Origin of the sequence: Sulfurimonas autotrophica DSM 16294 (genome assembly GCF_000147355.1) — a bacterium.
GTDB classification, from domain to species: Bacteria; Campylobacterota; Campylobacteria; order Campylobacterales; family Sulfurimonadaceae; genus Sulfurimonas; species Sulfurimonas autotrophica.
Genome location: NC_014506.1, coordinates 330,634 through 356,608, shown reverse-complemented (window position 1 = coordinate 356,608; position 25,975 = coordinate 330,634). Strand labels below are relative to the sequence as shown.

Here is a 25,975-nt window from a genome sequence, read left to right as displayed (position 1 = left end):
ATCTCATATAATTTGAACAAAGTCCAAATTATATTCAGTCACTAAAGCTTTGCCTAACGGCAAGAGAAACCATTTTGGCTTCTTAAAAAATAGAAAGCCCAGTTTTTGTCGTAAAAAGTTCCAAAGCCTTTGTTCCAATCAATGAATTTCCCTGCTCATTAAGTGCAGGCGACCAGACACAGATACCCATTTTTTGAGGAATGACGGCTACAATGCCCCCTCCTACACCACTTTTCCCCGGAACACCCACCTTAAAAGCAAAATCTCCCGAAGCATCATAATGCCCGCAGGTCAGCATTACGGCATTAATGCGCTTTGCCTGAGCTTTCGTTACATAGGCTTTGTTGTTTATAGGGTCAACACCGTGATTGGCAAGGTAGAGCATTGAACGTGAGAGCATTTTTGTATTCATCTCCAAAGCACAATGATTAAAGTAGGTCTGTACCAACTTGATAGCTTCATTGTCAATGTTGCCAAAGCTTTTCATCAGATTTGTGAGCGCCAGGTTTCTATAGGCATGTTCCATCTCTGAGCCTGCCACGACAACATTCATACGAATGCTCTCATCATCGGCAATACTGCGTATAAAATCCACTATGGCATCAAAAGCCGCTGTATCATTTTTATAGTGTGTAATAAGAGTATCTGTTATAACAATGGCACCCGCATTTATAAAAGGGTTACGCGGGATGCCGTTTTCATATTCAAGCTGAACAAGGGAGTTAAAAGGGTTACCCGAAGGTTCACGCCCCACACGCTTATAAAGCTCACTCCCGAGATACTTCAGTGCCATAGTAAAGGTAAAAACTTTGGAAATACTCTGTATGGAAAAAAGTGTATCAGAAGCACCTACATCATAAGAACTGCCGTCAAAGAGCGTGATGCTCATAGCAAACTGCCCGGCATCGGCATCTGCAAGTGCAGGAATATAATCAGCTACTTTTCCCTTCCCGAACAAAGGCTGTATTTCAATCTCAATATCTTGCAGTATTTGTTGATAGTCCATATTTTTCTCCTAATATGACATATTTTAGCACAATTATTTTAATTCAAGAAGTACCGTATCTCTCCTTGTAACATCAACACGTCGGCAGGCGTTCTCAAACGCTCCGCCCTCGCCTATAACTATACATTTGTGTTTGGCTCTTGTAATGGCGGTATATATCAGCTTGGTATTGTGCATAATATAATGTGTAAAACTCATAGGAATAACTATGATATCATACTCCATTCCCTGCACTTTATGGATGGTAAGTGCATAAGAGAGCATCAGATGAGATTTGAGCTCTTCATACTCATAGCGCACAACGACATCCTCATTCGGATAAAATACAAAAACCTGTTCCTCTTCCTCATCAATTTTAAATAACAGTCCGCTCATACCGTTAAAAATTCTTCGCTCGTCAGTATCCTCGCCCTCTTTAAAACCCTCCCCGCTCCAAGAGGCCATATTCTCATTTTTAGTATGCACGACCTTGTCCATAAGACGAAATTCCAACTCGCCGCGTTTCACACACTTCTTGGGATTCGGATTAAAATACTCCTGCAAAACCTTGTTTAAGTTGGTTGTACCGAGTATGCCGCCTTTCATAGGAGTAATCACCTGAAAATAGTTCAAATACTCTTTTATCTGTTTGTTGTTGAGTCTGTATCTGGCTTTTTCAATAGATGCAACAACGCGATGAATAATTTCTGTAATAATCTGCTTTGAATTTTCATCCCTGAGGTTTTTCAACTCATCTTGAGAGAGTTGATTTTTCAGAGCATAATAATTTTGTATGCTTACATCTACAAACTCAAAATCTTCATATTTTTGCCTGTACTCGGGGAGTTCTGCCTGGCGTATCTGATTTGCTATAAGCGTAATGGCCTGCTCTTCACTCTGTCTGTAAATCTGTGTCAGTTTAACCGTAGGTGCGAGTTCAAGACTCAGCACATCACTCAGTACATTTCCCGCACCTATGGGAGGAAGCTGCGCGTCATCACCGACAATAATAACAATGGCTTTTTTAGAGATTTTTCGCATAAGTCGTGCAAAAAGTGTAGAGTTTATCATAGAGGCTTCATCTATAAGCACAACCGAGTAGGGAAATTTATCACTCTCTTCATGTTTTACCAAAAGCGACTGAATCGTTGCGCTCTCATACCCTGTCGTATCACTGATTCTTTGAGAGGCTATACCACTGAGCGCACAGGTTATTATCTCTTTTTTGTCATAACGGGTGTTGAGCAGTTCTAAAATCGTTTTTGAAGTGGTACTCTTACCCGTTCCCGCATACCCGACCAAAAAAAGCAGTGATGCACCGTTATTTATCATCTCCGCCGCAGTTCTTTGCTGCTCGCCGAGTTTGAGAGAACTCTCAGACAAAAAGGCATCCAAATCTTTGACAAATCCCCCGTTATCAAGTTTAGCACGAGCCGTAAAGTCATCATACAAGAATTTTTCTGCATCATACAGACGTGCAGGAGAAACCCGCTCGTTTTTCATTATCACTATGCTTTGTTCTGCAACTCTCTCAACCAAGGCAGCTTCATACAGATTTTGTTTGTTCACAAATCCAAGCAGTTCATCCAACCCGCCAAACAGTACCTCTTTGGCAATGCAGCTGTTTCCCTGCGCTTCACAATAATTTAACAGCACATAATCCATAGCCGAACTGATACGCTGTTCATTCTCAGGTGCTACACCCATTTTAAGTGCGAGTTCATCTGCGCGTTTGAAGCCTATGGAGTTTATACTTGTAAGAATATAGGGATTTTCTTTGATTTTTGTGCAGGGTTCATCAACGTCTTTCATAGCCGTAGCAATAGTTGTCAAAAGTACCGGTGTAACATCATACGGGCTTAAAAACTCACCCAAACGGCGCATGGAGCGAAACTGTTTCCATGAAGCCTGGATTTTTTTCAGGCGTTTTTCTTTTATACCTTTAAATTCTAAAAGTTTTTCAATGTCATTGTCTAAAATTTCAATGAGCCGGTCTGAGCCGAAGTGTTCTATCAAATCAGCAGAGAGTTTTTTTGTAAAGCCTTTGATGATTTTATTGAGAAAGAAAAAGAGTTCGTTCTGGTTGACCTTGAGTGTCTCAAATTTAAAAGTCTTGCCGTATTTTTTATGCTCGACCCATTCTCCCTCAAGCGTGATTGCCGCGTCTTTAATGCTCGCAACATCACTCTCAAAATAGGTTCCGCTTATTTTCTCACCGCTTTTTAAAACGGCAATGAAAAAACCCTCTGATTCAAAAAGAATTCTGTCTATTTGGCCTATGAGTGTCACAAAACTACTTTGTAACTATGGCAAAACTCTGCTCTAGGATTTCCGTATGTTTTTTTATAAAATCATTTAAATCTTTGAGTTTTAATTTCTTGATTTTTTTGAGTTCTAGTTCTGAATGATTCAGAGGAAACCCTTTATAGTAGTCCATAAACGTACGCTGGAGTCTTTGACTCATTGTCTCTACTCTTAAAGGCTCGCTGCCGAGCAGGAATTTTTTTGTCTGCTCAAGTTCATCTTCACTTACACCTTTATGTACAAACTCTGAAATAACATTCACGACTGTTTTTTTTGCCTCATCCATTGAATCCAGTTTTGTCTGCAAATAACCGTTTAAGTATGAGCTGGACTTGCTTACATGTACGCGTGCATATGCCGAGTATGCCAGACCGCGTTTTACACGAATCTCTTCCATTAAACGGCTGCCGAAACCGCCTGTTCCGAGTATAAATGTTGCAACGCGCGCCTTATAGTAATCTTCATCATTGACTGCCATATTGTACGGTGAGCCAAAATAGATATATGCCTGTTTTGTTTCACGTTTAAGAATACTCTCTTTTGGTTTATCACTCGCACGAAAATGAGGCAGTGGTTCGCTTTTTCCCTTTGGAAGTGTATTTAAAATTTTTGCTATATTTTTCTTTACTTCTGCTCTGTCAACATCCCCTCCTACAACAACTATGGCACGTGAAACAACCAAATGCTCTTTTACAAAATTTTTGACATCTTCAAGATCTATGCTTTTGACGCTTTGAACCGTTCCTGATGCAGGCTGTGCCAAAGGCGTGTTGGGAAAAAGGAGTTTTTTCAGCTCATTTGAAGCGACATAATCAAAATCATTCTCTTTACGGCTGAGTGAACCGATTGTCATCGTCTTCACTTTTGAGAGTGCTTCCTCGGTGTAATTTGGGTCTTTCAGCAATTTAGCTAAAAATTTAGCAGCATTTGTAAATTCATCTTTGAGCGAACTTGTCTCAAGTACAAAAGTCTCAGTACCGGTACTTGCCGAAATATGTATAGCACGAGACTCTAACTTATCGGCAAAACCGTTTGAACCTAATTTTTTCGTACCTTCATTTAATAACTTTGCACTAAACTTTGCAAGTCCAGCCTTTTTTGTGTCTGTTATACTGCCGCTGTTTGTAAAAACTATTTGTGTGTTTACAAGAGGAAGTCTTGTGTCCTGTTCAAAAATAAGCGGAACTTTAATCCCTTTTACCTCTATAGAGTCTATTTGTGCTGCCATTAGTATCTGTCCTATTGCTAAAATTATTAAAAAAAATTTCATGAGTTAAATATCTCTAAAGTCTCATAGGCTGTATTTCTCACAGCCGGTGTTTCACCTATATCTTTTATAAGATGCACCATTTCATCTTTTGCCATTGTGTACGCGGCACCTGCAGAGCTTACGACATTTTCTTCCATCATGGTCGAGCCCAAATCATTTGCACCGAAACGCAGTGCCATCTGACCGATATAAGGTCCCTGTGTTACCCATGAACTTTGAATGTTAGGCACATTGTCAAGATACAAACGAGCTACTGCCAAAAGTCTTAAGTAACGGTTTGATGACGGCTTTTCCATATCGGGAATGCGTGCTAAAAGCTCCGTATTTTTTCCCTGAAAGCTCCACATGATAAATGCACGAAATCCGCCTGTTTCATCCTGCAGATTTCTCACCATATCCAAATGGTCTATAATGTCTTCATCTGTTTCTACCGTACCGTACATCATAGTAGCCGTAGACATAATGTCGAGTTTATGTGCTTGACGATGCACATCTATCCATACCTCGGAATCTATCTTTTTGGGTGCTATAATATCACGGACTTTGTCTGAAAGTATCTCAGCTCCTGCACCGGGAATGGATGCCAGTCCTTTTGCTTTTAAGCGTGCCAGCACTTCTTGAATTGTTATGCGGGAAACTTTGGCTATAAAATCCAGCTCTATCGAGCTGAATCCATGAATGGTGATTGTCGGATATTTTTGATGTATATGCTCTACTAAATCCTCATACCACTCAATTTTGAGTTTTGGATGCACACCGCCTTGAAAGAGTATCTGCGTTCCGCCAATTTCCAGCAGTTCGTCTATCTTTGCATCTATCTCATCAAAAGTCAAAACATAAGCATCCGCATCTTTTTCATGTCTGTAAAATGCACAAAACTTGCAGTCAACCCAGCATATATTTGTATAGTTAATGTTTCTGTCTATTACAAAGGTCGTAATTCCTTTGGGGTGCAACTCTTTTTTTCTTTGTGTTGCCATACGTCCTAAATCTTTCAAATCCGCATTGCGGATTAAATCAAGTGCTTCTTCTTTAGTTAGTCTGCTCATTTCCATCCTCTATTTCTTGAACTAATAGATTTCTTTTTAATAAAGAGTCTATAAAAAATATACATACCAAGCATACCTATAAATATGCCCACAAGCACCTGAACCCATGCAGCAAGATTTAATATTTTATTTAAAATGCCCATATGCTTTTTTTTGTCAATCTTCATATTTGCCATCTCTGCAATATGTGTCATAGCTGAAACTGCCAGATTGCCTTCGGGTATACTTTCATGACAAGCCACACAGGCACCTGCTCTGTCCGTTTTATCAATTTGTGCCTTTGTTAAAGGTTGTGAGAGTTTCCAATGATGTCCTACAGTCTGCAACTGTGTTCCGTTTTTGTCTAAAAATTTTGAATAATCAAAATGTAGATTAGGAATCGCCGGAATCTGCTCATCTATAATGGTCGGCATAACCTTTCCATCAGCACTCATAATATCTACTATAGTATCAACTGAGGGGTCAAAAGTCGTTTGTGAACCTGTGATACCATAACCCAACGCTTTTTTCATAGCATGACAACTCTCACAGCTTCTCGGTTCTTTTTGAATTGTATGCGGCTGAATCGGTGCCATATCTATAGCATTTTGTCCCTCGGCTCCTGCACCCTCAACGTTCGGTATTTTAAATATATGATTTTGAAGCAGTGCATTTCCGTCTTTGCCTATAACTGTAACAGTTGTCTGACATCCCGGAATTGTCGGGCTTATTCGCCCTTCTCCGTTTTGAGAAAGAGCAGGATCTTCCCAGCGCAGAAAACTTCTTGTTTCAGTTACTTGTCCATCAACCAGATATTTTTTCAATGATTTTCTCATTATGCCAGTACGACCATGCATATCATGGTCATGGGAAGACTGCAGATAATCAGGGTTTTGTTTGCCGCCGCTGTAGTCTATTTTGACATGACAACCGTAACACTGCGGAGCCCAAGTTGCATGACAGGTATAACACTCCAATCTGTCATTATGAACACTGATTTTATCCATAGCCAACAACCCGACTTTAGAAAGTTTTTCCTGTTCTTTAAGCAGTTTAAGCGGTTTAAGGACAACATCTTTACCGCTTGCCAAATGCATAATGACTTCTTTGCCTTTTTTTGTTGTATGTATGAGAGGATTGCCTCTGGCCGAGAGTAAATAACCTTCATCTGCGGCATTTACGCTTCCTTGCTTGAGGTACTCTGCCATAGTTTTTGTCACGCCTCTGGCTTTGCCTGTTTTTGGAGATGTTTCAAACTCATCACTGTAGCCAAGTGGCAATTCCCATGGATACTTTTTTGTTGTTCCGTGACAATCCTGACACTCTATTTCAACTGCACCTGCATTTGCTCCGCTTAAAAAACCATCTCCATGCATATCATTAGACGTATGACAGTCTTGACACAACATGCCTTTTTTAAAGTGAACATCGCCCTGCATATGAATATATCGTTTAGTATGAAGTTTTGGCTGAGGATTACCCTTCGCATCAAAAGTTGCTTTATAAGCCGTTTCCATCAAGCCCTGATAAGAAACACCTATACGTTTTCCTCGGTTATGGCAAGTTGAACATGTCTCAGTCGGAATACCCGAATAACTCTGCTTATGCACCGTAACTTTTGTTTCACGGGATGATTGAATCTCATGTACGAGCAGGTGACCCCGTTCTTTATGTGATATGCTTTTATCACCACCTTCATAATAGCCCTCATTTGAGTAGGGAATATGACAAGATGCACAGCCTATACCTCGGTAATCACCTCTTTTTTGACGACCTTTGCTCCCCGTATGACAACGTAGACACTCTTGACGTAAGTAGGTATATACAGCTAATGAAGGATCTTTTTCAACTTCTTCTGCTGTTGGTGCAGGAGGTAGCTCGGTCATCTCTTTTGGAAAAGCCTGAGGCTCCATCTTTGAGAGTTTTTGCATATACTCTTGATACTTTTTCGTACCAAGACGTGCATGTATATCTGTAGGATTTTTCGTTTTGTAATTACCTATCGTATGGTTATACCCTTCTTTACCGCCAAAACTCCAAAGCGCTCCTTGGATTTTTCCCTGTTCTGTCATCATCAAAGAGTTCATCTGCGCAGCAACTTCTTCTTTGTGACACATACCACAGGTATTTTGGTTTACCCAGGTACTGCCCGGTGCCGGGTAAAATTCTTTTGGTCCTTCGTGTGTCAAAAAGTATTGTACAGTACCTTTGTGCGCTTTACTTTTATGTTTTGTAGCCGGATTCCCCCCGTGACATACAATACAGCTATTTTTTGCATACCCTGCCTCTGCTGATTTTTTCGCAATCGCTTTTGCCATGCCGGATTCAGGAGCTCTAATATGCTCAATGCCTCCGTGACATTTTAAACAATTGTTTTTTTCATGATAATTTGTTGATGCAACTAAAAAAGTTGCAAAAAAAACAGTAAGCCAGAGGGTTTTCTTCATTTATTTTGCCTTGTGATCTTTTGCTATTGCATCCAAAACACCGTTAATAAATTTAGGAGACTGTTCTGTTCCAAATGATTTTGTAATTTCAACTGCTTCATTAATAACAACCGCAGAATCAAGTTCCCCAAAAAGAATTTCATACGTTGCAAGTCTTAATGTTGCACGCTCAATTGCACCCAAACGTTCAAAATCCCACTCTTTTAAATGCTCAACTATCGCTTTGTCAATTTCTTCTATATGCTCCATAACACCTTCATAGAGTCCAAGAGCAAAATCTTTTTGTTTGTTACGGATTTTCTTTTCTTCAAGAATCTCATTTGAATGCTCAGACGTGTTGCCGTTTCCCAAATCATATGCGTATAAAAGGCTTACTACGGCCATACGTGCCTGCTGACGAGTAGCCATTACAGTGCCTCGTATAAATCTAGCATTTCTATAACAACGCCCATTGCTTCAAAACCTTTGTTTCCGGCTTTTGTTCCGGCTCTCTCTATCGCCTGCTCAATTGTATCGGTTGTTAAAAGTCCGAAACTTACAGGTTTTTGATATTTGAGGCTCATACTTGCTATGCCTTTTGTCGCTTCAGCCGCAACATAATCAAAATGAGGTGTTGAACCACGGATAACAGCCCCCAAAGCACAAATTGCATCATATTTTCCGCTTGCCAAAAGCTGGTCGACAATCATAGGCAGCTCAAATGCACCCGGAACTAAAACATGTGTCAAATCCTCTGCATTTCCGCCGTGACGGTCAAAGGCATCTTTTGCTCCCTCTACAAGTCTATCCACTATAAAATGGTTCCATCTTGTGCTTACTATGGCTATTTTTTTGCCGTTTACTACTTTTAATTTACCTTCAATTAAATTCATTGTCATTTTCCTTATTTTTATTTTATTGCTTGAATTTTTTTAATTTTTTCTATCAGTTTTTCTAATTCGTCTAATTTTACCATATTTGGCCCGTCACTCAAAGCACAACTTGGATCAAAATGCGTTTCAAAGAAAAATCCGTCCACACCAACAGCTGCTGCCGCACTTGCAAGATAAGGCACCATGGAGCTGTCTCCGCCTGTCTTGCCGCCAAGCGCACCCGGCATCTGTACAGAGTGTGTTGCATCAAAGATAACAGGTGCAAATTCGCGCATAATTACAAGCGAACGCATATCCACAACGATATTTCCATACCCGAAAGAGCTGCCTCTCTCTGTAAGATATATCCCATGTTTTTGTGCATTTTCGTAACTTACCTCATCACATCCGCGGGTTTTAAGGACTTTCATTACAGAGTATCGCATATCAGGCGGATTAATAAACTGACCTTTTTTAATGTTTACCTCTTTGTCTGTTTTTGCACAAGCTACAAGTAAGTCTGTCTGTCGGCAGAGAAATGCGGGAATCTGCAGCATATCAACTACTTTTGCAACTGGCTCAACCTGAATGCTCTCATGCACATCCGTTACTATTTTATAGCCGAAATCGTCTTTGACTTTTTGTAAAATTTCAAGACCTTTTTCCATGCCAAGCCCGCGAAAAGAGTCTAACGAAGTTCGGTTAGCTTTGTCAAAACTTGCTTTGAAATAAAAATCTATTGTTGCATCTTCTTGATATTTTTCTAATGCTTTTGCTATTGTAAAAATATTTTCTTCACTCTCAATGACACAAGGTCCTGCTAAAAGTTTCATAATTTTTCCATTTTGTAAATTTATTAATTTTATTGTATAATCTCATCAAGGCAAAAGGGAATTAAATTCCCTTAAGCTCAAAGTTGACTTTTAGTCGCCAAACTATAAAAGTCAACTTTAGGTGAAACTTTTTCATAAGTTCCTCCTATGATGAGATTATTGCCCTAGCTTCTGCTAGGGACAATCGTATTATATCGTAAGCTTTTTAAGCTCTACTTATCACGCGCAACCATAATTCCGGCCGCTACAATCAAAACAATTCCAAAACTCGTAACCAGCGATGGAAAAGCATCTCCCAAAAAAAGACCTACTATAATGGAAAAGAGTATATTTGTATAACTCACCGCACCTACAATTCCGGCTTTTGTTTCTCCGTATGCTTTTGTCATCAGTATTTGTGAAAATGTTGCGAACAGACCCATTGCAAGCAGATAAAACCAGACAATACCATGAGGCATAATAAATTTTCCAAGCATAAAATCAAGTTCAGGAAAATTTATATAGGGTGAAATTAAAAAGAGAAAAATAGGACCGAGCGTTCCTGTAATCATAAACGAAAGTACAATTGCACGGGTATCATAATAGGCTTTTAATTCTCTGACTGAAGTGTAGGCAAGAGCAGCACCCACACCGCTGAAAATTCCAAGCAGGTCATACTTTGAAAAACCTACCCCGCTTGGTTGCGTTATAAAAAGTATACCTATAAACCCTACAAAAACTGCAAGCCAGCCTTTTAAAGAGAGCTTTTCATGTAAAAATAACCAAGCAAACACTGCCGTAAAAATCGGTGAAGTTTTTGAATAGGTCATGGCATCACCAAGCGGAATATGGGCAATGTTATAAAAAAATGCCAGCAGTGCAACAAAGCCTATAAACCCCCTAAAAAAAAGTAAAAAGGGCTTGCCTCCCGGATGCTGCATCGGTTTTTTTAAAACAGCGAGTCCGACTATAATTACACCGGCAATATTCCTAAAAAAAACAACTTCTAGCGAACTCATATTCTGGCTTGCGAGTTTGGCAAAAGCACCCATAATGGCAAATGTAAAGCTTGCAATAAGCATATATTGCACGCCCTTGTTTAAATTCTTAATTCTATTCATAAGTGAAATTATAACCACTTAAGCTCTTTTTGGGTAAATTAGCAAGAAAGGTCAAATAATGAATGAAGTTGAATTAGGTAAATTTCTCTTATCTCTCTCTTTAATCTTTGGTTTAACCTATATTTTGGGATCTTTTTTATCGCAATTAAAAATACCGACCATTCTTGCAGCACTTTTTATCGGTGTTTTTTTAAGCTATACCCCTTTTCTTTCATTTGTTGATGCCGGAACAAATTTTAAAAATACTTTTGAGTTTCTTTCCAATCTCGGCGTGTTATTTCTGCTCTTTTACATAGGTTTGCAAATTGACCTTTCTGAGATGAAAAAATCAAGTTCCGATATTGTATGGCTGACTGTTTTAAACACTATTTTACCCTTTATTTTCGGTACTGCTGCTATGCTTTTATTTGGTTATGGCTGGGCCATTGCTCTTGTTATAGGTATGACACGCATGCCGACTGCAGAAGCGGTCATTGTTCCTATTTTAGACGAATTTAAAATGATTAAGACAAGAATCGGTACGTTCATTATAGGTGCAGGTGTCCTTGATGACATCATCGAAGTTTTACTTGTAGGTATTGTCTCTATCTGGGTAAGCACTAAAACTGTCCAGCATCACGAAGGCATTACAGCTCTGGCATTGGGGATTGTTGTTTTTATGCTCGTAGCTTGGATTTTTTATATGTGGATGCATAAAGTTATGCAGTATTACAAACCAAAAAGCTTAAACACCTTGATGATTTTTTCCCTTGTTATTCTTTTTGGATTTGGAGGTTTTGCAGAGTATGTGGAACTTGGAATGGTTGTCGGTGCCATCGCAGCAGGTGTCATCATGCGGCCTATGTATGAAAGTGATGAAAAACAAGGAGAACAGCTCACTAAAATGACGCAAACATTGAGTTATGGTTTTTTTGGTATCTTATTTTTCTTTTGGATTGGCTTTAATGCAGACATCCAAGGCTTTATAAAAGAACCTCTCTTAGCCATCGTACTTTATTTAGTTGGAACACTCGGAAAACTTTTTGGTGTTTTGCTGATGGTACCTATGAAAAAAATTACCTTAAAAGAGGCTGTTATAGTTGGAGTCGGATTAGATGCCAGACTGACTACAGAAATTATTGTCGCCCAACTGCTTTTTAGTGCTTCCATTATAGACATCAAACTTTTTACGGCGCTTGTTGCCGCATCATCGTTCACCGCAATTACGGTTCCCTTACTTTTTTCACTCCTTATAAGACTTTGGCCAAAGGAAGCACGTCATGAAAGCTAATAAGAAATGGTATACAAAAAATATTCAAGATGTAATTGCACTCTTTCACACTAATATTAAGACAGGTTTAGAGAATGAAAAAGCCGAAGAGGCACTGAAAACATATGGCTACAATGAACTTAAACGCATAAATAAAACACCGTGGTATATAATATTTTTGCGTCAATTTACGGACGTTCTCATTCTTATACTGTTTGTTGCCGCTGGAATTTCAATAGCTATAGGTGAAATGGGTGACGCTATCACTATTTTAGTCATTATTGTGCTCAATGGCATTCTCGGTTTTGTTCAAGAGTATAAAGCCGAAAATGCCATTGAAGCGTTAAAGAAGATGCTCCATCCTACATGTAAAGTGTTAAGAGATGCAAAAGAGGAGATTATTGATGCAAAATTACTTGTTCCCGGTGATATAGTCCTCCTTGAAATAGGCGATAAAATTCCTGCTGATTTAAGACTCATAGAAAGTTTTAATTTAAAAGTAGATGAAGCTTCTTTGACCGGGGAATCTGAATCTGTGTCAAAGAACACACTCACTTTAGGCATAGATACCCCTCTTGCGGCAGAGTCAAATATGGCTTGGATGGGAACATCTGTTGTTAATGGCAGAGGCACAGGAATAGTCGTTGAAACGGGTATGAATACGCAATTTGGAAAAATTGCAGCAATGACACAAAACGTTGCAACAGAGCCAACTCCTTTACAGAAAAAACTGGCAACTTTGGGTAAAAAATTAGGAATATACTCTGTTGGAATTTCAGTACTTGTCTCTATAATCGGATGGCTGCTTGGAAAAGATTTACTTGAAATGTTTCTCACCGGTGTTGCTTTAGCTGTTGCCGTTGTACCAGAAGGTCTTCCGGCCGTTGTAACCATTACGCTAGCTCTGGGCATTAAAGCAATGGCAAAACAAAAAGCACTACTTAGGCGTTTGCAGGCTGCTGAAACGCTAGGGGCAGCCACAACCATTTGTACGGACAAAACAGGAACGCTTACGCAAAACCAAATGACTGTGAAAAAGATTTGGCTCGCTTCTTCTAAAGAAATTGATGTCACAGGAAGCGGGTATGATCCTGCCGGACATTTTGAATTTCATGGGAAAAAACTTGACTACAAGCATGATACAGATTTACTGATGCTTCTAAAGACCGCACTTATATGCAATCATGCAAAGGTACAAAAAAATGAATCTGATTGGGAAGCAATCGGAGAACCGACGGAAGCGGCATTAATCGTCGCCGCCTATAAAGCATGGCTTCATGATGATGACACACAAAAAACTATAAGTGAGTTTTCTTTTAATTCTATACGTAAACGCATGAGTGTTATAGTACACGATAAAGATTCTGTTGTTGCCTATGTTAAGGGAGCTCCGGAAGTTATTCTTGAGAGAAGCAGCAGTTATTTTAAAAACGGCCAAATCGTTCCTTTAGACAATCCGCACAAAAAAGAGATAAAAAATGCATATCAGACAATGGATAAGCATGGTCTGAGAACCCTCGCTATTGCTTTTAGAAAACTGCCCAGCGATACAACATTGTCCCAAGAGAGTGTTGAGAATGAACTTACACTATTAGGTATAGTCGGCATTATAGACCCGGCACATGAAGAAGTGCCTGATGCTATAGATATGGCATATACTGCTGGTATCAAAGTTATTATGATAACAGGAGACAACCCTGATACAGCACTAGCTATTGCTAATTCCATTGGTTTAAAAACCAAAAAAGCCATCACTTCCAGTAATTTATCAAAAATGAGCGATGAAAATCTACAAAAAGAGCTCAACGGAAGCGTCCTCTTTGCGAGAGCCAGACCCGAAGACAAACTTAGGATTGTAAAAATTCTCAAAAACTCTAATGAAATAGTTGCCATGACAGGAGACGGCGTCAATGATGCCCCTGCGCTTAAAGAAGCCGATATCGGCATAGCAATGGGAAAAAAAGGCACTGATGTTGCCAAAAGTGCCTCAGATATGGTGCTGAGTGATGATAATTTTGCATCTATTATTAATGCCGTGCGCCAAGGCAGACGTGAATATGACAATATCCAAAAATTTGTACTCTATCTTTTATCATCAAACAGTGGGGAAGTCATTGCAATTTTTATCAATATAGTAATAGGCGGACCGCTCATACTCATTCCTGTTCAAATTCTCTGGATGAATTTGGTAACTGACGGTATGACGGCTGTTGCACTTGGTGTTGAACCGGCTGAAAAAGGAATTATGAAACGACCTCCAAGAGCAGTAGAAGAGCCTATTTTAGACCGTTACGGCATTATAATGATTGCACTGCTTGGCAGTTATATAGGATTCGCTACCCTTTGGCTATTTCATTATTACATGGCAAAAGACCCGCAAGGAGGTGTTGTTCTTGCTCAGACTGTTGCTTTTACCGGGATTATAATCTTAGAAAAAATGAATGTGTTAAATTATCGCTCTACACGTGAACCAATGACAAAAATAGGTTTTTTTAGCAATAAATGGCTTCTGCTTGCGATTTTCTTTACAGTAAGTCTGCAGATATGCGCGGTCTATGTGCCGTTTTTACAAGACGCATTGCATACTACGGCTATGGGCTGGAAAGACTGGGGAATCATACTCCTTGTAGCAATGCCGATATTTATATTGACTGAAATATATAAATGGGTACGATTTAGATAACGAATATGATTTATAATGTCATTTACTTCTCCATAGTATAATCCTATTTATAATTATTATTAAGGATTTTTATGTCAAATATTATTTTATTTGCCTTTTTGGCAGCAGTTTTTTACTATATATTTAAAAGTTACGGTCGCTACACGGCGCAATATTCGCAAGAAGCATTTAAAGATTTCTCTGTTTCCTATGAATCTCTTAAAAACAGTGATTTAGGTCTTTTTGTAGCCCTTGTGGCCAAAGTAGCAAAAGCTGACGGACATGTAGATGCCCTTGAAGCACAGCTTGTGGGCATTATGTTTGATGACATAGCAAAGCTTTTTCCCGAGCCTCAAAAAACAAAAGATATTTTAAAACAGATTTTTAATGAAGAAAAAGATCGTCGTGATAATATAGAAGCTGTTGCTCACCAGCTAGGCGAGGCGCTCAGACGTAACAAAGCACAGCAAGAACAGTTTATGGGTTTTTTAATTCAATTGGCTTTTGCAGACGGTAAAGTAACGCAAAGCGAAGAGGATATTTTAGCCACTATTGCAGAGGCTCTAGAGTTTGACCCAAACAAATACCATGCTCTTTTTGACCAATTTGAAGCAATGATGAAAAACGTGCATCCTCAGGCAACACTCGATGATGCTTATAAAGTTTTAGGCGTAAGTAAAGATGACAACATGGACACTATCAAAAAAGCATATAGAAAACTCGTACGTCAATATCACCCTGATATTATAAAGTCACAAGGCAAAAGCGAAGAGTATATCAAAGAAGCAACTGCAAAAACACAAGAGATAAATCAAGCCTATGAGATGATAAAAAAAGCTAGAGGCTAACGTGTGAAATTTTCATTGTTATTCTTGTGGCTTTTTATGAGCCTCTCAAATGCATCGGATGCCAATTCTCTGCTTTTTCACGGCAACTGTACCACCTGTCATTTTGAAACAAAATCCGTTTCTGCTCCATCAATGATGGAGGTGCGCAAACGATATTTGAGTGCATTTCCTCAAAAAAAAGATTTTGTAAAACAGATGGCCCAATGGGTGCAACAACCGAATGAGACTACTTCAATTATGCAAGATGCCATAAACAAATATGAACTTATGCCAAATCTTGCTTTTGAAAAAGATGTTTTAGAAGATATAGCAAGTTATATATATGAAACAGATTTTAAATAAAATCTTTCTCCCAAAAAAATTCTATCCAGATATCCGCTTCATTTATCCAAAAATCCGGTTCGTAAATCGAAGTTTTTTTATAAAAAAGTGCCGATGATTTGAATTCAATAGCAGGGAAATCCTTTCTTAAATAATTCATAATAAAATTAAGTGTTTCACCGCTGTCTGCAATGTCATCAACAATGAGTACCCTTTTTGCATACTTTAAGCTGCATTCACCAAAGAGGGAGAGTTCTTCTCTTTTGCACTCTTTATCATAAAGTTCCGTTCTTATGCTTTGCACATCTCTAATGTCAAGCCCTTCTGCCATGCAATGTGCCAGTGTAAGCCCGCCTCTTGCAACAGCGACTATTGCCTCAGCTTCAAAAGTCTTAACCTCTGAAATAAGTTTACATGTATCATTTCTAAAATTTTCATAGGAATAGTAGCGTTTCAATATTTTCCTTAGTATAGGTAAAGATTTATGATAGTATACTATACGAAAGTTAAGCACAAGGTGATATGAATGCATAAAATAATTAAAAATACAGCTCTACTGATTATGGTTGCAGCAGCAATCACAGGATGCAGCAGTAAAAAAGCCGAACCAAAAAAACAAGAAGTTTACAAGCCTACCTTTACATGTAAACAAGAGGGCATAGCAGCTCCAAGATGGACATGTATTCCTGAAGTGCCGGGGTTTTATGCAGGTGTCGGTGTAGCTGAAAAAAGTGCGGCAGGAATTGCGCATATGCGTCGAGTGGCTTTAATGAACGGTCGTTCTGATTTAGCACAACAAATTGAGAGTAAAATCAAAGACAAGATGGAAGGTTTTACAAGAGCTACCGGAAACGGTTCAGCCGAAACAGTTGACAAGGTAACCACAGCCGTCACAAAACAGGTGGCAAAAGTAGATTTAAAAGATTCAAAAGCTGTTGATATGTGGAATGCTCCTTCAGGTGCAATTTATATGTTAGTCACTGTTCCCGAAGCAAATGTCAACAAAGAAGTAAAAAAAGTTTACAAGAAAACAGTAGATTCAAGTTTTAAAAATGATGATGCTCTTTGGCAGCAGTTTCAATCAAAACAGGCCTTGGAAAATTTAGATAAAGAATTTCCAACAGAATAGCAATCCTCTTAACTGCCCGTCAAACGGGTAGTTTATTCGACTTTTTCTAAAGAACAGCTACTTTATTTCTGCCACTCTCTTTTGCTTTGTAAAGAGCAGTATCTACTCTTTTATAAAGTGTTTCATACGTATCGGCTTTATGAAACTGCGCAACTCCAAAACTCATTGTAATTTGTAAATGCATATCTTGTTCATTTTGTACTTTTTTACGTAAATCTTCAGCTTTATAATAAGCCTGTTCCTGTGTTGTTTGCGGTAAAATAATCATAAATTCTTCACCACCAACTCGACATAAGATATCACTCTCGCGTAAATTTTCTAATATAAGTGCGCTATGGCTTTGTAGTACTTTGTCGCCAACATCATGCCCGTATGTATCATTTATTCTTTTAAAAAAATCTATGTCTAACATAATAAGAGAAAATACCATTTCATAACGTTCACATCGCGTAATTTCTTCAGATATTTTTCGTTCAAAATAGCGTCGGTTATATATTCCGGTCAAAGGATCGATAATACTTTGATATTCAAGTTCTAAACGATACTCCTCTTCTGTCGTTATATCCGCAAAAACAGTCACATATTCTCTTGGTTTAACTGAAACAAGTTTTCCCGTAATTTTAAAATAATAAATTTTACCTTCAATATTCATTTTCACAATATATGACTTATCTTTTTGCTTGATAACAAATTCAATCCAGTTAATACCATCCGTATTTGTTTGAAGATATCCATTTTCTTTTACAAAAAAATCACACACACAAGAATGTTTTCGCGTAAACTCCTCAAGCGAGGAATATTGTTTGAAATAATAATAAAACGACTGATTAACATCTATAATTTCTTCGCCATTCGTAATTACAAACATATTGTTTGAAGCATCGAGGATTTTTTTATAATAGCGTTTTTCACGTTGCACTTTAAAAAAGAAAAAAATGTGTATTAATCCAAATAAAAGCAATAAGACAATAATACCGATGCCTATTGATTGCCATGTAAAAGTTTTAATCTCTTTATCGGAAATCTCTGTAAGTGGCTTTAACATAAGAAAAGAACCAATTGTTTCATTTTTATAATTTTGAAGAGGATATTTTACCAGTAAATACCCTTTCTTAATATAATAATTATTGTTTTGTTTGAGAAAATGATCAATATAAATATTTTTAAAATTATTTAACAGTTTTTTAGATACATCCAGATTTGCAATATAAAATTCTCCAAGAAAATTTTTACTAAAGGGATATTCTAACTGTTTAGTGTAATATTTATTCAGTAGAACAATTGACTCTATCCCTGATTTTTTAAGTGCTCGACTAATAGAGTTAAAGTGAGTAATAACTTCAAGTTCCCCTAAAATTTTATTTTTTTCGATAATGGGAACTAGTGCTTTAATACTCAAATCATATTTGTCTGAACTTATACTCATAATAGGTGTTCTCTTTTTTGATACAAAAGAGATATCCTTGCGTTTGAGTTTTAAGTTGTCACCATAAAGAGAAGACCATGAACGAAATAATGAAATTCCGTTTACGTCAATAAGTTGCAACCAGACATTTTTAAAAACTGTATGTTCTTTGATATCTTCGCTAATAGCTTGAAAATGCTTCACATCAATGCTCTTCGTTTTGAGTATCTCTTTAATCTTATTATCGTGAGAAATAGCAATAGCAACCGCCATCATTCCCTTTTGTTTTGCATTGATAAGATCCTGAACTTTTTCACGCATATATCGTGATTCCTTAGTATACACACTTGTCTGCAAAAGTTCCTTTTGCTGCTGAATATACCACAAATACACAGATATTAAAACAAGAAACAATCCAGCTAGAGCAATAAAAACTTTATCACGAAAAATTTGCATTTTTAAGCACCTTTTTGTAAAAAGAAAATTTTAGCGTATAAAAACTTACAAAGTACTCGGTAACTTTGTGAACTTTAGCTATAATTTCAAAAATATTTTATAACTCTTCACAAGTTTACAAGGTTCACTCATGAAAAAAATCGCAATTATCGGCCGTCCAAATGTTGGAAAAAGCTCACTTTTTAATCGTTTGGTAAAAAAACGTGATGCCATTACATCTGATTTGGCAGGAACAACACGTGATGTAAAACGTAAAACGGCTCTCATAATTGACAAAGAGGCTGAACTTTTAGATACAGGCGGACTCGACAAAGGCTGTGAACTTTTTGATAAAATCAAAGAGATGTCACTTAAAGCCGCGTACAAAGCGGATATCATCCTTTTTATGGTAGACGGAAAAGGTCTTCCCGAAGAAGAAGATAAAAAACTTTTTTATGAACTTCAGGCTATGGGTAAAGATATTGCATTGGTTGTCAACAAAATTGATAATGACAAGATGAAAGAAAAACTTTGGGAATTTTATGAGTTCGGTACGGATGCAATTTTTGGTATTTCGGTAGCTCATAACAGAAACACTGTCGAACTGCTTGACTGGATTTATGACAAACTGCCTGAGAGTGACATTCTCAAAGAAGAAGACGAAAATAATGTGCAAATCGTTGAAGAAGAAAAAGAAGAACTCAGTGATGAAGAATTTTTCTCACAATACGCTGAAGATGAAGAGGATGACGGTTATATTTACTGGGATGAAGAAGAGATAGAAGATGACTCAATTTTTGCTCAAAATGACCGTATTAAAGAGTTTGATGAAAACGATATAAACCATATTAAAATTGCAATTATTGGACGTACAAATGTTGGAAAAAGTTCTCTTCTTAATGCCCTTCTTGGCGAGGAACGATCTGTTGTAAGTTCTGTTGCAGGAACAACGATTGATCCGATAGATGAGACTATTGTTTATAAAGACAAACAGCTTACTTTTGTCGACACCGCAGGGCTTCGTCGTCGAGGTAAAATAGTAGGCATTGAAAAGTTTGCTCTTATGCGCACAAAAGAGATGCTTGAAAATGCAAATATGGCACTTGTAGTGCTTGATGCAAGTGAGCCGTTTTTGGATTTGGATGAGAAAATAGCAGGACTGGTGGATCAAAACAGACTTGCATGTATAATAGTTCTCAATAAATGGGATATCGCAAAAAGAGAAGATCATGATAAAATCATTAAAGAGGTACGTGACAGGTTTAAATTTTTAGCCTATGCCCCTATTATTACTCTTTCTGCAAAGAGTCATCAACGCGTTGATAAACTCCATGACATGATTTTAGAAATAAATGAAAACTATTCACAAAGAATACCGACTTCACAGCTTAACGAAGTAGTGGAACGCGCACTTCGCCGTCACACACTGCCGAGTATGCACGGGCAGGTTATTCGTATATACTATGCAACACAGTATGAAACACGACCGCCGAAAATTGCCATTGTAATGAACAAACCAAAAGGGCTGCATTTTACTTACAGACGCTACCTCACAAATAAACTTCGTGAAGCTTTTAATTTTTCAGGAACACCATTGCTGTTTAAAGCAAAAAAACGTGGAGAAAAATAGATGAGTTATACACTTGCTTTGGTCTTTTTATTGGGCGGATTGGGCTTAACTGCCTTGGGAATATATTTTTATAGAAAATTAAAAGAAGCGGAAGCGGAAAAAAGACGATAAAGCATCGTCTTTTTTAAAAAGGTTTTAAAACCACCATTGCCACAATTACAAGCATTAAAAGTGTCGGAACTTCATTATATATTCTAAAAAACTTTCCGCTTTTTGTGCATCTGTCTTCTAAGAATTCTAGTCGGTATTTGTTAAGCGAATAAAAATAGGCTATCAGTAAAGCCACAAAAAGGAGCTTTACATGTAACCATGGAGAACTCATCCATCCGCCTAAATATATAAGCCCTGCACCACTCAGTATTGTTGCCCACATAGAGGGAACACCTATATACTTAAATAACTTCATCTCCTGAATTTTTGCTACTTTGACAAAACCTTCATTTTCAATATTTTCAGCATGATAAACAAAAAGTCTTGGGAGATAAAACAAAACTGCAAACCACGAGATAAAAGAAATTACATGAAACCACAATAACCATTCATACATTCTTTATCCTTAAAAGTTTTTTTCTACATAAATACATTCATAGTTTGAACCACCATGTTTTACATTATGAATTGTTCCAAAAATCCCTGAACGATGTTTTAGTAAAACACCAACATATGTTTCATTCAGTGCTTTATGCTTAATAAGTTTTCCAAGGTCAAAATCAAGACTAACATCCACATAATTTAAATAGTGTGAATTGTTATCATTATGAAGTTCTGCATCAATTTGTTCAATTTCTAAAATACGATTTGTATAAGAAACACCCTCACCCAAACCGAATCGAATCCTATTTTGCCAAAAATCAATATTGTAGTAAGCTTTTATGTAAATGTCTGCACCATATACATCATCTTGAATTGTTTCCTCATAATATGTCAATCCGCCTTTAAGATATAAATCTATTGGCCACTCAAATAGATCTTTTACTAAAAGATAACCTCCGTCTATATCATAAGCTTTTAAATCATCTCGATATTGTCCAAAACTTCCTGTTGCTATTTTAGCAGCAGAATATAATGTAGGTTTCCCTACAGCAACTCTCATTGAATAATTATTTTGGGCAGCAATCAGATTCAGCCCTACAAGTAATAATAGTAATAATTTCATATATTCCTTTACCTTATGCGTCTATTGGTTCTAACTCTTTGATGGAGGAACCTTTATGATCAGTCCCTTTATCATGAAGACGACGAAGGGCCTTGTTTGCACGATCAACCCCAATATCAATAGCTGCGTCCAAATCCTGGTGATGCTCACTTATTATAATTGGTGCGGTATGGGCAACATGAATTTCAAATTCAACCAATACGCCACCTTTTTCAGTAGAAAGCATACAATTTACTCTTGTAATATCCAAAGAAAACTTTTTAAATTTTTCAATGCCTTGTTCTATATGTGCCTTTTTCTCATCACGTAATGTTATATCTTTTGAACGAATTTGTACTATCATCAGAAATCCTTTAATTTAAAGCCATAAGGCTTAATTATATTTAACTATATAATAGCAAAATAAAGCTGAGATGGGTATAATACGCCTTAAAAAAATTAGGAATATTTATAATGAGAGTTTTAACCGGTATTCAGCCCTCAGGTGATTTACATATAGGAAACTATTTTGGCTCAATAAAACAGATGGTCGATGCGCAAAATAATAATGACACTTTTGCTTTTATAGCTAACTACCATGCACAGACAAGCGTTAAAGACGGCAAAAGGCTCGCTGAACTTACAATGCAGTCGGCAACAGATTTTTTAGCACTTGGTATTGATGCGCAAAAATCAATATTTTGGGTGCAGTCTGATGTCAAAGAGGTGCTAGAACTTTACTGGGTACTTTCATCTTTTACACCTATGGGGCTGCTTGAACGTGCTCACAGCTATAAGGACAAAACCGCAAAAGGAATAGCTGCAAACCATTCTCTTTTTTCTTATCCTGTATTAATGGCAGCCGATATTTTGCTCTATCAACCTGATATTGTTCCTGTTGGAAAAGACCAGATTCAACATGTTGAAATAGCAAGAGATATTGCGATAAAATTCAATAATGAATATGGAGATATTTTTAAACTGCCTGAGTATAAAATAGAAGCAAATGTCGCAACAGTTCCCGGAACTGACGGACAAAAAATGTCAAAAAGTTATAACAATACGGTCAATATATTCGGCGAAGAGAAAAAGCAGCTCAAAACGATTAAAAAAATAGTCACGGAACCCGTACCATTAGAAGAACCAAAGGAGTATGAAAACTGTAATGTTTACAATATGGCAAAACTTTTTTTAAATGAAAATGAGTGCAAAGAACTCCAAGAAAGATACAAAAGAGGCGGCGAAGGCCATGGGCACTTTAAACTTTACCTGCATGATATCATTTGGGAATATTTTAAGCCTTATAGACAAAGACGAGAATACTATGCAGCACATCAAGATGAAGTAAGAGATATTCTTAAACTCGGTGCAGCAAAAGCACAAGAAGTAGCACTGCCTATGATAGATAACATTCGAAGTTTGACAGGCATTAAATATTAGATTATTTTTAATTAATTAAGCTATAATATTATTTAATCACAATAACAGGAAGTAGCGATGCGTTTAATTTTACTCACTCTTTTTATACTTATAAACTTGGAGGCTAAATCTTTATTTAGCAATAATAATCAAGCAGACAATAGCATTTATGTCGGTGCCTTAAAAGATTTAATAATTGCAACACAAAAGACCAGAGGTTTAACGAACTCTTACCTTAATGGAAATACAGTAGCGATGCTTCTTGTTTATACAAGCAGAGATAATATGAAAAAAGCTATTGGTGTGATGGAGTCACTGCCATTGGCGGCTGATCCTGTTATAAACAAAAGAGCTACTTCTATATCCCAATCATTAATTAAACTCAACAATAAAGCTTTTTCACTAAAACCATCTGTTACATTCTCAAAATATACAGAGGAGATTGAACAAGCCTTGATGCTTGCACAAACCGTAAATAAAAGGACTTCTAAAGATTTAAATCCTTTTGGAAAAGAAGCCTCTGAAATAATGATGCAAACAATGCTGCCAATGAGTGAATATGTAGGTCAATTACGTGGTTTCGGTGCCGGATTAGCTGCTAAAGGTTCTGCAAACAAACAAGAGTTGGAAAAAATTTATGTTTTAGCTCAAAAAGTTAATAATTTAAATTCACAACTTGACAAACAAATGCAAGAACTGCAAAACAAATATCCTAACAAACTCCCATCAATTTTGACTACTTCGATATCCTCCCTCAATAATCAGGCGAAAGACTATTCCAAATATGCCTTAGACAGATTCAAAAACAACCCTAAATCAATAGATGCAGACGGATATTTCGATAGAGGGACGCAACTTATTTCTTCTATTATAAAAATATATGATGCAACAAATCAAGCCTTACTGGAAGATTCTAAAGGGTGGTTATAAAAACCACCTTTTTATCTTTGTTTATCAAGCCAGACCATAAGTCCTTTTTGGGCATGCAGTCTGTTTTGGGCTTCTGAAAATACGATATCTGCATTATCTTCGAGTAACTCTTCACTTACTTCCTGACCACGATATGCCGGCAGGCAGTGTAATAGTTTTGCATTTTTATCAGCCAGACACATCATCAGCCCATCAACCATAAACCCTTTAAAATCTTTAATACGCTGTTCTTTTTCATCTTCTTGACCCATAGAAGCCCATGTATCTGTTGTCACTATTGTAGCATCGCGCACTGCTTCTTTTGGGTCTGTCATCACTTTTATAACGGCACCGCTCTCTTTTGCCATGTCAAGTGCATCACGAAGCACAGCTTCATCGACTTCATAGCCTTTGGGTGTTGCAATACGAAGCTCAAAACCTAATTTTGCAGCAAGCATAAGCCAAGAATTTGTCATATTATTTCCATCACCAACATAAGCGACAACTGCATTCTCAGACATTCCGAATTCTATCATCGTCATATAATCAGCTAAAAGTTGTACCGGATGGTAAGAATCAGTAAGACCATTGATAACAGGTACTTTAGAGTAAGATGCAAACTCTTCTATCATTGAGTGCTCGAACGTTCGTATCATAACCATATCACACATACTAGAAATCACTCTTGCCGTATCTTTGACGGGTTCACCACGTCCTAAATGAATATCTCGATTTGAAAGGAAAAGCGCATGCCCTCCAAGTTGGAACATACCTGTTTCAAAACTGACACGCGTTCTTGTTGAACTTTTTTCAAATATCATAGCAAGCGTTTGCATTTGCAGTTCTTTCTTATAAATCCCGGCTTTTAAATCTTTTTTTATTTGTAGTCCGATATTTACAATTTCTAAAATCTCTTCTTTACTATAATCTTTGAGTGTTAAAAAATGTCTCACAATGTATCCCCACTATTTGTTTATCAGTTATTGTAATATACTTTTCTTTAAATTAGCGATTGTTGTTCAACATTTTGGCAACTTCTTTTGCATGATATGAAATGATTATGTCAGCACCCGCACGCTTAAATGCTATCATCGTCTCCATAACTACACGTTCATAATCAATTAAATCGTTCATCCCTGCAAATTTAAGCATAGCATACTCACCGCTCACGTTATACACAGCCATCGGCAGGCTTGTATTGTCTTTTATCTCTCGCACAATGTCCAAATAAGCAAGGGCCGGTTTTACCATTAAAATATCAGCGCCCTGCGCTTCATCACTAATGCTTTCTGCAATCGCTTCACGACGGTTTGCCGGGTCCATTTGATACGATGCACGGTCTCCAAAACTAGGCGTCGATTCAGCCACATCACGAAACGGACCGTAGTAACCGCTTGCAAATTTTGTAGAGTATGACATAATCGGCAGATCTTTATACCCTGCATTATCCAGTGATGTACGCACTGTTTGTATGATACCGTCCATCATCCCAGAAGGAGCTATCATATCAGCTCCTGCTTTTGCATGTACAATTGCCTGCTGTCCTGAAATCTCCAGGGTTGCATCATTATCAACCGTTTCATGCACTTCATCGATAATGCCACAATGTCCATGATCAGTATACTCGCAAAAACACAAGTCCGTCACAACAAACATATCCGGGTGTGCTTTTTTTATTTCACGTACTGCTGAAGCAATAATGCCGTGTTCACATAAAGCATCACTGCCTATAGAATCTTTTACATCAGGAATACCAAATAGAATAATAGAGTAAATACCCAGCTCTTTTAACTCTTGACACTCTTTTACAGCCACATCTATGCTCATCTGATATACACCGGGCATAGAAGCAACCTCTGTTTTAATATCTTCTCCACTGCGTACGAAAAGCGGGTAGATAAAATCATCTGTACTTACATGTGTTTCTCGCACAAGCGCACGAAGATGTTTATTTAAACGAGTTCTACGAAATCTTTGAAACATTTTTAAACCTTTTTTTTGCTATAATAATTCTT

General features: G+C 37.5%; 24 protein-coding genes. 8 read left to right on the top strand and 16 right to left on the bottom strand.

What is annotated here, in order from left to right:
* Positions 1–82: 82 nt before the first annotated feature.
* The 9 genes from SAUT_RS01900 to SAUT_RS01860 all read right to left on the bottom strand — a co-directional run bounded on the left by SAUT_RS01900 (position 83) and on the right by SAUT_RS01860 (position 10,818).
* Positions 83–1,006 carry a glutaminase gene (locus SAUT_RS01900; RefSeq protein ID WP_013326182.1) on the bottom strand — a complete coding sequence of 308 codons (924 nt, stop codon included), beginning with the start codon at positions 1,004–1,006 and terminating at the stop codon, positions 83–85.
* A gap of 33 nt (positions 1,007–1,039) precedes the next feature.
* A complete protein-coding gene (locus SAUT_RS01895; protein WP_013326181.1) occupies positions 1,040–3,274 on the bottom strand; it encodes an AAA family ATPase in 2,235 nt (744 codons plus the stop codon).
* A 4-nt stretch (positions 3,275–3,278) separates the two neighbouring features.
* Positions 3,279–4,517, bottom strand: a complete 1,239-nt coding sequence (locus tag SAUT_RS01890) for a M16 family metallopeptidase (protein WP_013326180.1) — start codon at positions 4,515–4,517, stop codon at positions 3,279–3,281.
* A 38-nt stretch (positions 4,518–4,555) separates the two neighbouring features.
* Complete coding sequence (locus tag SAUT_RS01885; protein ID WP_013326179.1) at positions 4,556–5,608, bottom strand: dehypoxanthine futalosine cyclase; 1,053 nt, start codon at positions 5,606–5,608, stop codon at positions 4,556–4,558.
* Positions 5,605–8,034 carry a multiheme c-type cytochrome gene (locus SAUT_RS01880; RefSeq protein ID WP_013326178.1) on the bottom strand — a complete coding sequence of 810 codons (2,430 nt, stop codon included), beginning with the start codon at positions 8,032–8,034 and terminating at the stop codon, positions 5,605–5,607. The genes SAUT_RS01885 and SAUT_RS01880 overlap by 4 nt, the downstream gene beginning before the upstream one ends.
* Positions 8,035–8,442, bottom strand: coding sequence for a transcription antitermination factor NusB (gene nusB / locus SAUT_RS01875; RefSeq protein WP_013326177.1), 408 nt, complete (start codon positions 8,440–8,442; stop codon positions 8,035–8,037).
* Positions 8,442–8,906, bottom strand: coding sequence for a 6,7-dimethyl-8-ribityllumazine synthase (ribH, locus tag SAUT_RS01870; protein WP_013326176.1), 465 nt, complete (start codon positions 8,904–8,906; stop codon positions 8,442–8,444). The genes nusB and ribH overlap by 1 nt, the downstream gene beginning before the upstream one ends.
* A gap of 17 nt (positions 8,907–8,923) precedes the next feature.
* Entirely contained in the window at positions 8,924–9,742 is an 819-nt protein-coding gene (gene kdsA / locus SAUT_RS01865; RefSeq protein WP_281046553.1) for a 3-deoxy-8-phosphooctulonate synthase, read from the bottom strand.
* A gap of 188 nt (positions 9,743–9,930) precedes the next feature.
* The gene (locus tag SAUT_RS01860) at positions 9,931–10,818 is read right to left on the bottom strand and encodes a DMT family transporter (RefSeq protein ID WP_174250630.1); all 888 of its coding nucleotides are present in this window, start codon (positions 10,816–10,818) and stop codon (positions 9,931–9,933) included.
* Between the two features lie 58 nt (positions 10,819–10,876).
* On the opposite strand from SAUT_RS01860, the gene SAUT_RS11470 reads away from it, so the two are divergent.
* The 4 genes from SAUT_RS11470 (at position 10,877) to SAUT_RS01840 (ending at position 15,919) form a co-directional block, all read left to right on the top strand.
* Positions 10,877–12,088, top strand: a complete 1,212-nt coding sequence (locus SAUT_RS11470; protein ID WP_013326173.1) for a cation:proton antiporter — start codon at positions 10,877–10,879, stop codon at positions 12,086–12,088.
* Positions 12,078–14,750 carry a cation-translocating P-type ATPase gene (locus SAUT_RS01850; protein ID WP_013326172.1) on the top strand — a complete coding sequence of 891 codons (2,673 nt, stop codon included), beginning with the start codon at positions 12,078–12,080 and terminating at the stop codon, positions 14,748–14,750. The genes SAUT_RS11470 and SAUT_RS01850 overlap by 11 nt, the downstream gene beginning before the upstream one ends.
* 71 nt (positions 14,751–14,821) lie before the next feature.
* Complete coding sequence (locus SAUT_RS11535; RefSeq protein ID WP_013326171.1) at positions 14,822–15,577, top strand: TerB family tellurite resistance protein; 756 nt, start codon at positions 14,822–14,824, stop codon at positions 15,575–15,577.
* A gap of 3 nt (positions 15,578–15,580) precedes the next feature.
* Positions 15,581–15,919 carry a c-type cytochrome gene (locus tag SAUT_RS01840; protein WP_013326170.1) on the top strand — a complete coding sequence of 113 codons (339 nt, stop codon included), beginning with the start codon at positions 15,581–15,583 and terminating at the stop codon, positions 15,917–15,919.
* Here SAUT_RS01840 and SAUT_RS01835 read toward each other — a convergent pair.
* Positions 15,912–16,355, bottom strand: a complete 444-nt coding sequence (locus SAUT_RS01835; RefSeq protein ID WP_013326169.1) for a phosphoribosyltransferase — start codon at positions 16,353–16,355, stop codon at positions 15,912–15,914. The genes SAUT_RS01840 and SAUT_RS01835 overlap by 8 nt on opposite strands.
* 69 nt (positions 16,356–16,424) lie before the next feature.
* On the opposite strand from SAUT_RS01835, the gene SAUT_RS01830 reads away from it, so the two are divergent.
* On the top strand, positions 16,425–17,027 hold the full coding sequence (locus tag SAUT_RS01830) for an LPP20 family lipoprotein (RefSeq protein ID WP_013326168.1): 603 nt from the start codon (positions 16,425–16,427) through the stop codon (positions 17,025–17,027).
* Positions 17,028–17,073: 46 nt separating this feature from the next.
* Here SAUT_RS01830 and SAUT_RS01825 read toward each other — a convergent pair whose 3' ends face one another.
* Positions 17,074–18,888: a sensor domain-containing diguanylate cyclase gene (locus tag SAUT_RS01825; protein ID WP_013326167.1), complete on the bottom strand. Its 1,815-nt coding sequence runs from the start codon at positions 18,886–18,888 to the stop codon at positions 17,074–17,076.
* A gap of 130 nt (positions 18,889–19,018) precedes the next feature.
* Between SAUT_RS01825 and der the strand changes: the two genes are divergently transcribed.
* Positions 19,019–20,497 (top strand): ribosome biogenesis GTPase Der, encoded by a 1,479-nt coding sequence (gene der, locus SAUT_RS01820; protein WP_013326166.1) that lies wholly within the window; start codon positions 19,019–19,021, stop codon positions 20,495–20,497.
* A 124-nt stretch (positions 20,498–20,621) separates the two neighbouring features.
* Here der and hemJ read toward each other — a convergent pair whose 3' ends face one another.
* Genes hemJ through hpf form a run of 3 tightly spaced genes read right to left on the bottom strand, consistent with a single transcriptional unit; the run spans position 20,622 to position 21,996 of the window.
* Positions 20,622–21,044 (bottom strand): protoporphyrinogen oxidase HemJ, encoded by a 423-nt coding sequence (hemJ, locus tag SAUT_RS01815; RefSeq protein WP_013326164.1) that lies wholly within the window; start codon positions 21,042–21,044, stop codon positions 20,622–20,624.
* Between the two features lie 9 nt (positions 21,045–21,053).
* A complete protein-coding gene (locus SAUT_RS01810; protein WP_013326163.1) occupies positions 21,054–21,653 on the bottom strand; it encodes a hypothetical protein in 600 nt (199 codons plus the stop codon).
* A 13-nt stretch (positions 21,654–21,666) separates the two neighbouring features.
* Positions 21,667–21,996, bottom strand: coding sequence for a ribosome hibernation-promoting factor, HPF/YfiA family (gene hpf / locus SAUT_RS01805; protein WP_013326162.1), 330 nt, complete (start codon positions 21,994–21,996; stop codon positions 21,667–21,669).
* A 110-nt stretch (positions 21,997–22,106) separates the two neighbouring features.
* Between hpf and trpS the strand changes: the two genes are divergently transcribed.
* Positions 22,107–23,072 carry a tryptophan--tRNA ligase gene (gene trpS / locus SAUT_RS01800; protein ID WP_013326161.1) on the top strand — a complete coding sequence of 322 codons (966 nt, stop codon included), beginning with the start codon at positions 22,107–22,109 and terminating at the stop codon, positions 23,070–23,072.
* 57 nt (positions 23,073–23,129) lie between these two features.
* Complete coding sequence (locus tag SAUT_RS01795) at positions 23,130–23,981, top strand: nitrate- and nitrite sensing domain-containing protein (protein ID WP_013326160.1); 852 nt, start codon at positions 23,130–23,132, stop codon at positions 23,979–23,981.
* Between the two features lie 11 nt (positions 23,982–23,992).
* Here the strand turns inward: SAUT_RS01795 and argF are convergent, their stop codons facing one another.
* Both argF and hemB read right to left on the bottom strand, forming a co-directional pair.
* Entirely contained in the window at positions 23,993–24,913 is a 921-nt protein-coding gene (argF, locus tag SAUT_RS01790; RefSeq protein ID WP_013326159.1) for an ornithine carbamoyltransferase, read from the bottom strand.
* A 52-nt stretch (positions 24,914–24,965) separates the two neighbouring features.
* The gene (hemB, locus tag SAUT_RS01785; RefSeq protein ID WP_013326158.1) at positions 24,966–25,943 is read right to left on the bottom strand and encodes a porphobilinogen synthase; all 978 of its coding nucleotides are present in this window, start codon (positions 25,941–25,943) and stop codon (positions 24,966–24,968) included.
* Between the last annotated feature and the right edge of the window lie 32 nt (positions 25,944–25,975).

Excerpts from the sequence above, each read along its gene's own strand:
- SAUT_RS01795 (WP_013326160.1), top strand. The coding sequence starts at position 23,130 with ATGCGTTTAATTTTACTCACTCTTTTTATACTTATAAACTTGGAGGCT.
- ribH (WP_013326176.1), bottom strand. The coding sequence starts at position 8,906 with ATGAATTTAATTGAAGGTAAATTAAAAGTAGTAAACGGCAAAAAAATA.
- trpS (WP_013326161.1), top strand. The coding sequence starts at position 22,107 with ATGAGAGTTTTAACCGGTATTCAGCCCTCAGGTGATTTACATATAGGA.
- SAUT_RS01885 (WP_013326179.1), bottom strand. The coding sequence starts at position 5,608 with ATGAGCAGACTAACTAAAGAAGAAGCACTTGATTTAATCCGCAATGCG.
- hemJ (WP_013326164.1), bottom strand. The coding sequence starts at position 21,044 with ATGTATGAATGGTTATTGTGGTTTCATGTAATTTCTTTTATCTCGTGG.
- SAUT_RS01880 (WP_013326178.1), bottom strand. The coding sequence starts at position 8,034 with ATGAAGAAAACCCTCTGGCTTACTGTTTTTTTTGCAACTTTTTTAGTT.
- hpf (WP_013326162.1), bottom strand. The coding sequence starts at position 21,996 with ATGATAGTACAAATTCGTTCAAAAGATATAACATTACGTGATGAGAAA.
- SAUT_RS01830 (WP_013326168.1), top strand. The coding sequence starts at position 16,425 with ATGCATAAAATAATTAAAAATACAGCTCTACTGATTATGGTTGCAGCA.
- der (WP_013326166.1), top strand. The coding sequence starts at position 19,019 with ATGAAAAAAATCGCAATTATCGGCCGTCCAAATGTTGGAAAAAGCTCA.
- hemB (WP_013326158.1), bottom strand. The coding sequence starts at position 25,943 with ATGTTTCAAAGATTTCGTAGAACTCGTTTAAATAAACATCTTCGTGCG.
- SAUT_RS01810 (WP_013326163.1), bottom strand. The coding sequence starts at position 21,653 with ATGAAATTATTACTATTATTACTTGTAGGGCTGAATCTGATTGCTGCC.
- SAUT_RS01850 (WP_013326172.1), top strand. The coding sequence starts at position 12,078 with ATGAAAGCTAATAAGAAATGGTATACAAAAAATATTCAAGATGTAATT.
- SAUT_RS11535 (WP_013326171.1), top strand. The coding sequence starts at position 14,822 with ATGTCAAATATTATTTTATTTGCCTTTTTGGCAGCAGTTTTTTACTAT.
- SAUT_RS11470 (WP_013326173.1), top strand. The coding sequence starts at position 10,877 with ATGAATGAAGTTGAATTAGGTAAATTTCTCTTATCTCTCTCTTTAATC.
- SAUT_RS01890 (WP_013326180.1), bottom strand. The coding sequence starts at position 4,517 with ATGGCAGCACAAATAGACTCTATAGAGGTAAAAGGGATTAAAGTTCCG.
- SAUT_RS01900 (WP_013326182.1), bottom strand. The coding sequence starts at position 1,006 with ATGGACTATCAACAAATACTGCAAGATATTGAGATTGAAATACAGCCT.
- nusB (WP_013326177.1), bottom strand. The coding sequence starts at position 8,442 with ATGGCTACTCGTCAGCAGGCACGTATGGCCGTAGTAAGCCTTTTATAC.
- SAUT_RS01825 (WP_013326167.1), bottom strand. The coding sequence starts at position 18,888 with ATGCAAATTTTTCGTGATAAAGTTTTTATTGCTCTAGCTGGATTGTTT.
- SAUT_RS01860 (WP_174250630.1), bottom strand. The coding sequence starts at position 10,818 with ATGAATAGAATTAAGAATTTAAACAAGGGCGTGCAATATATGCTTATT.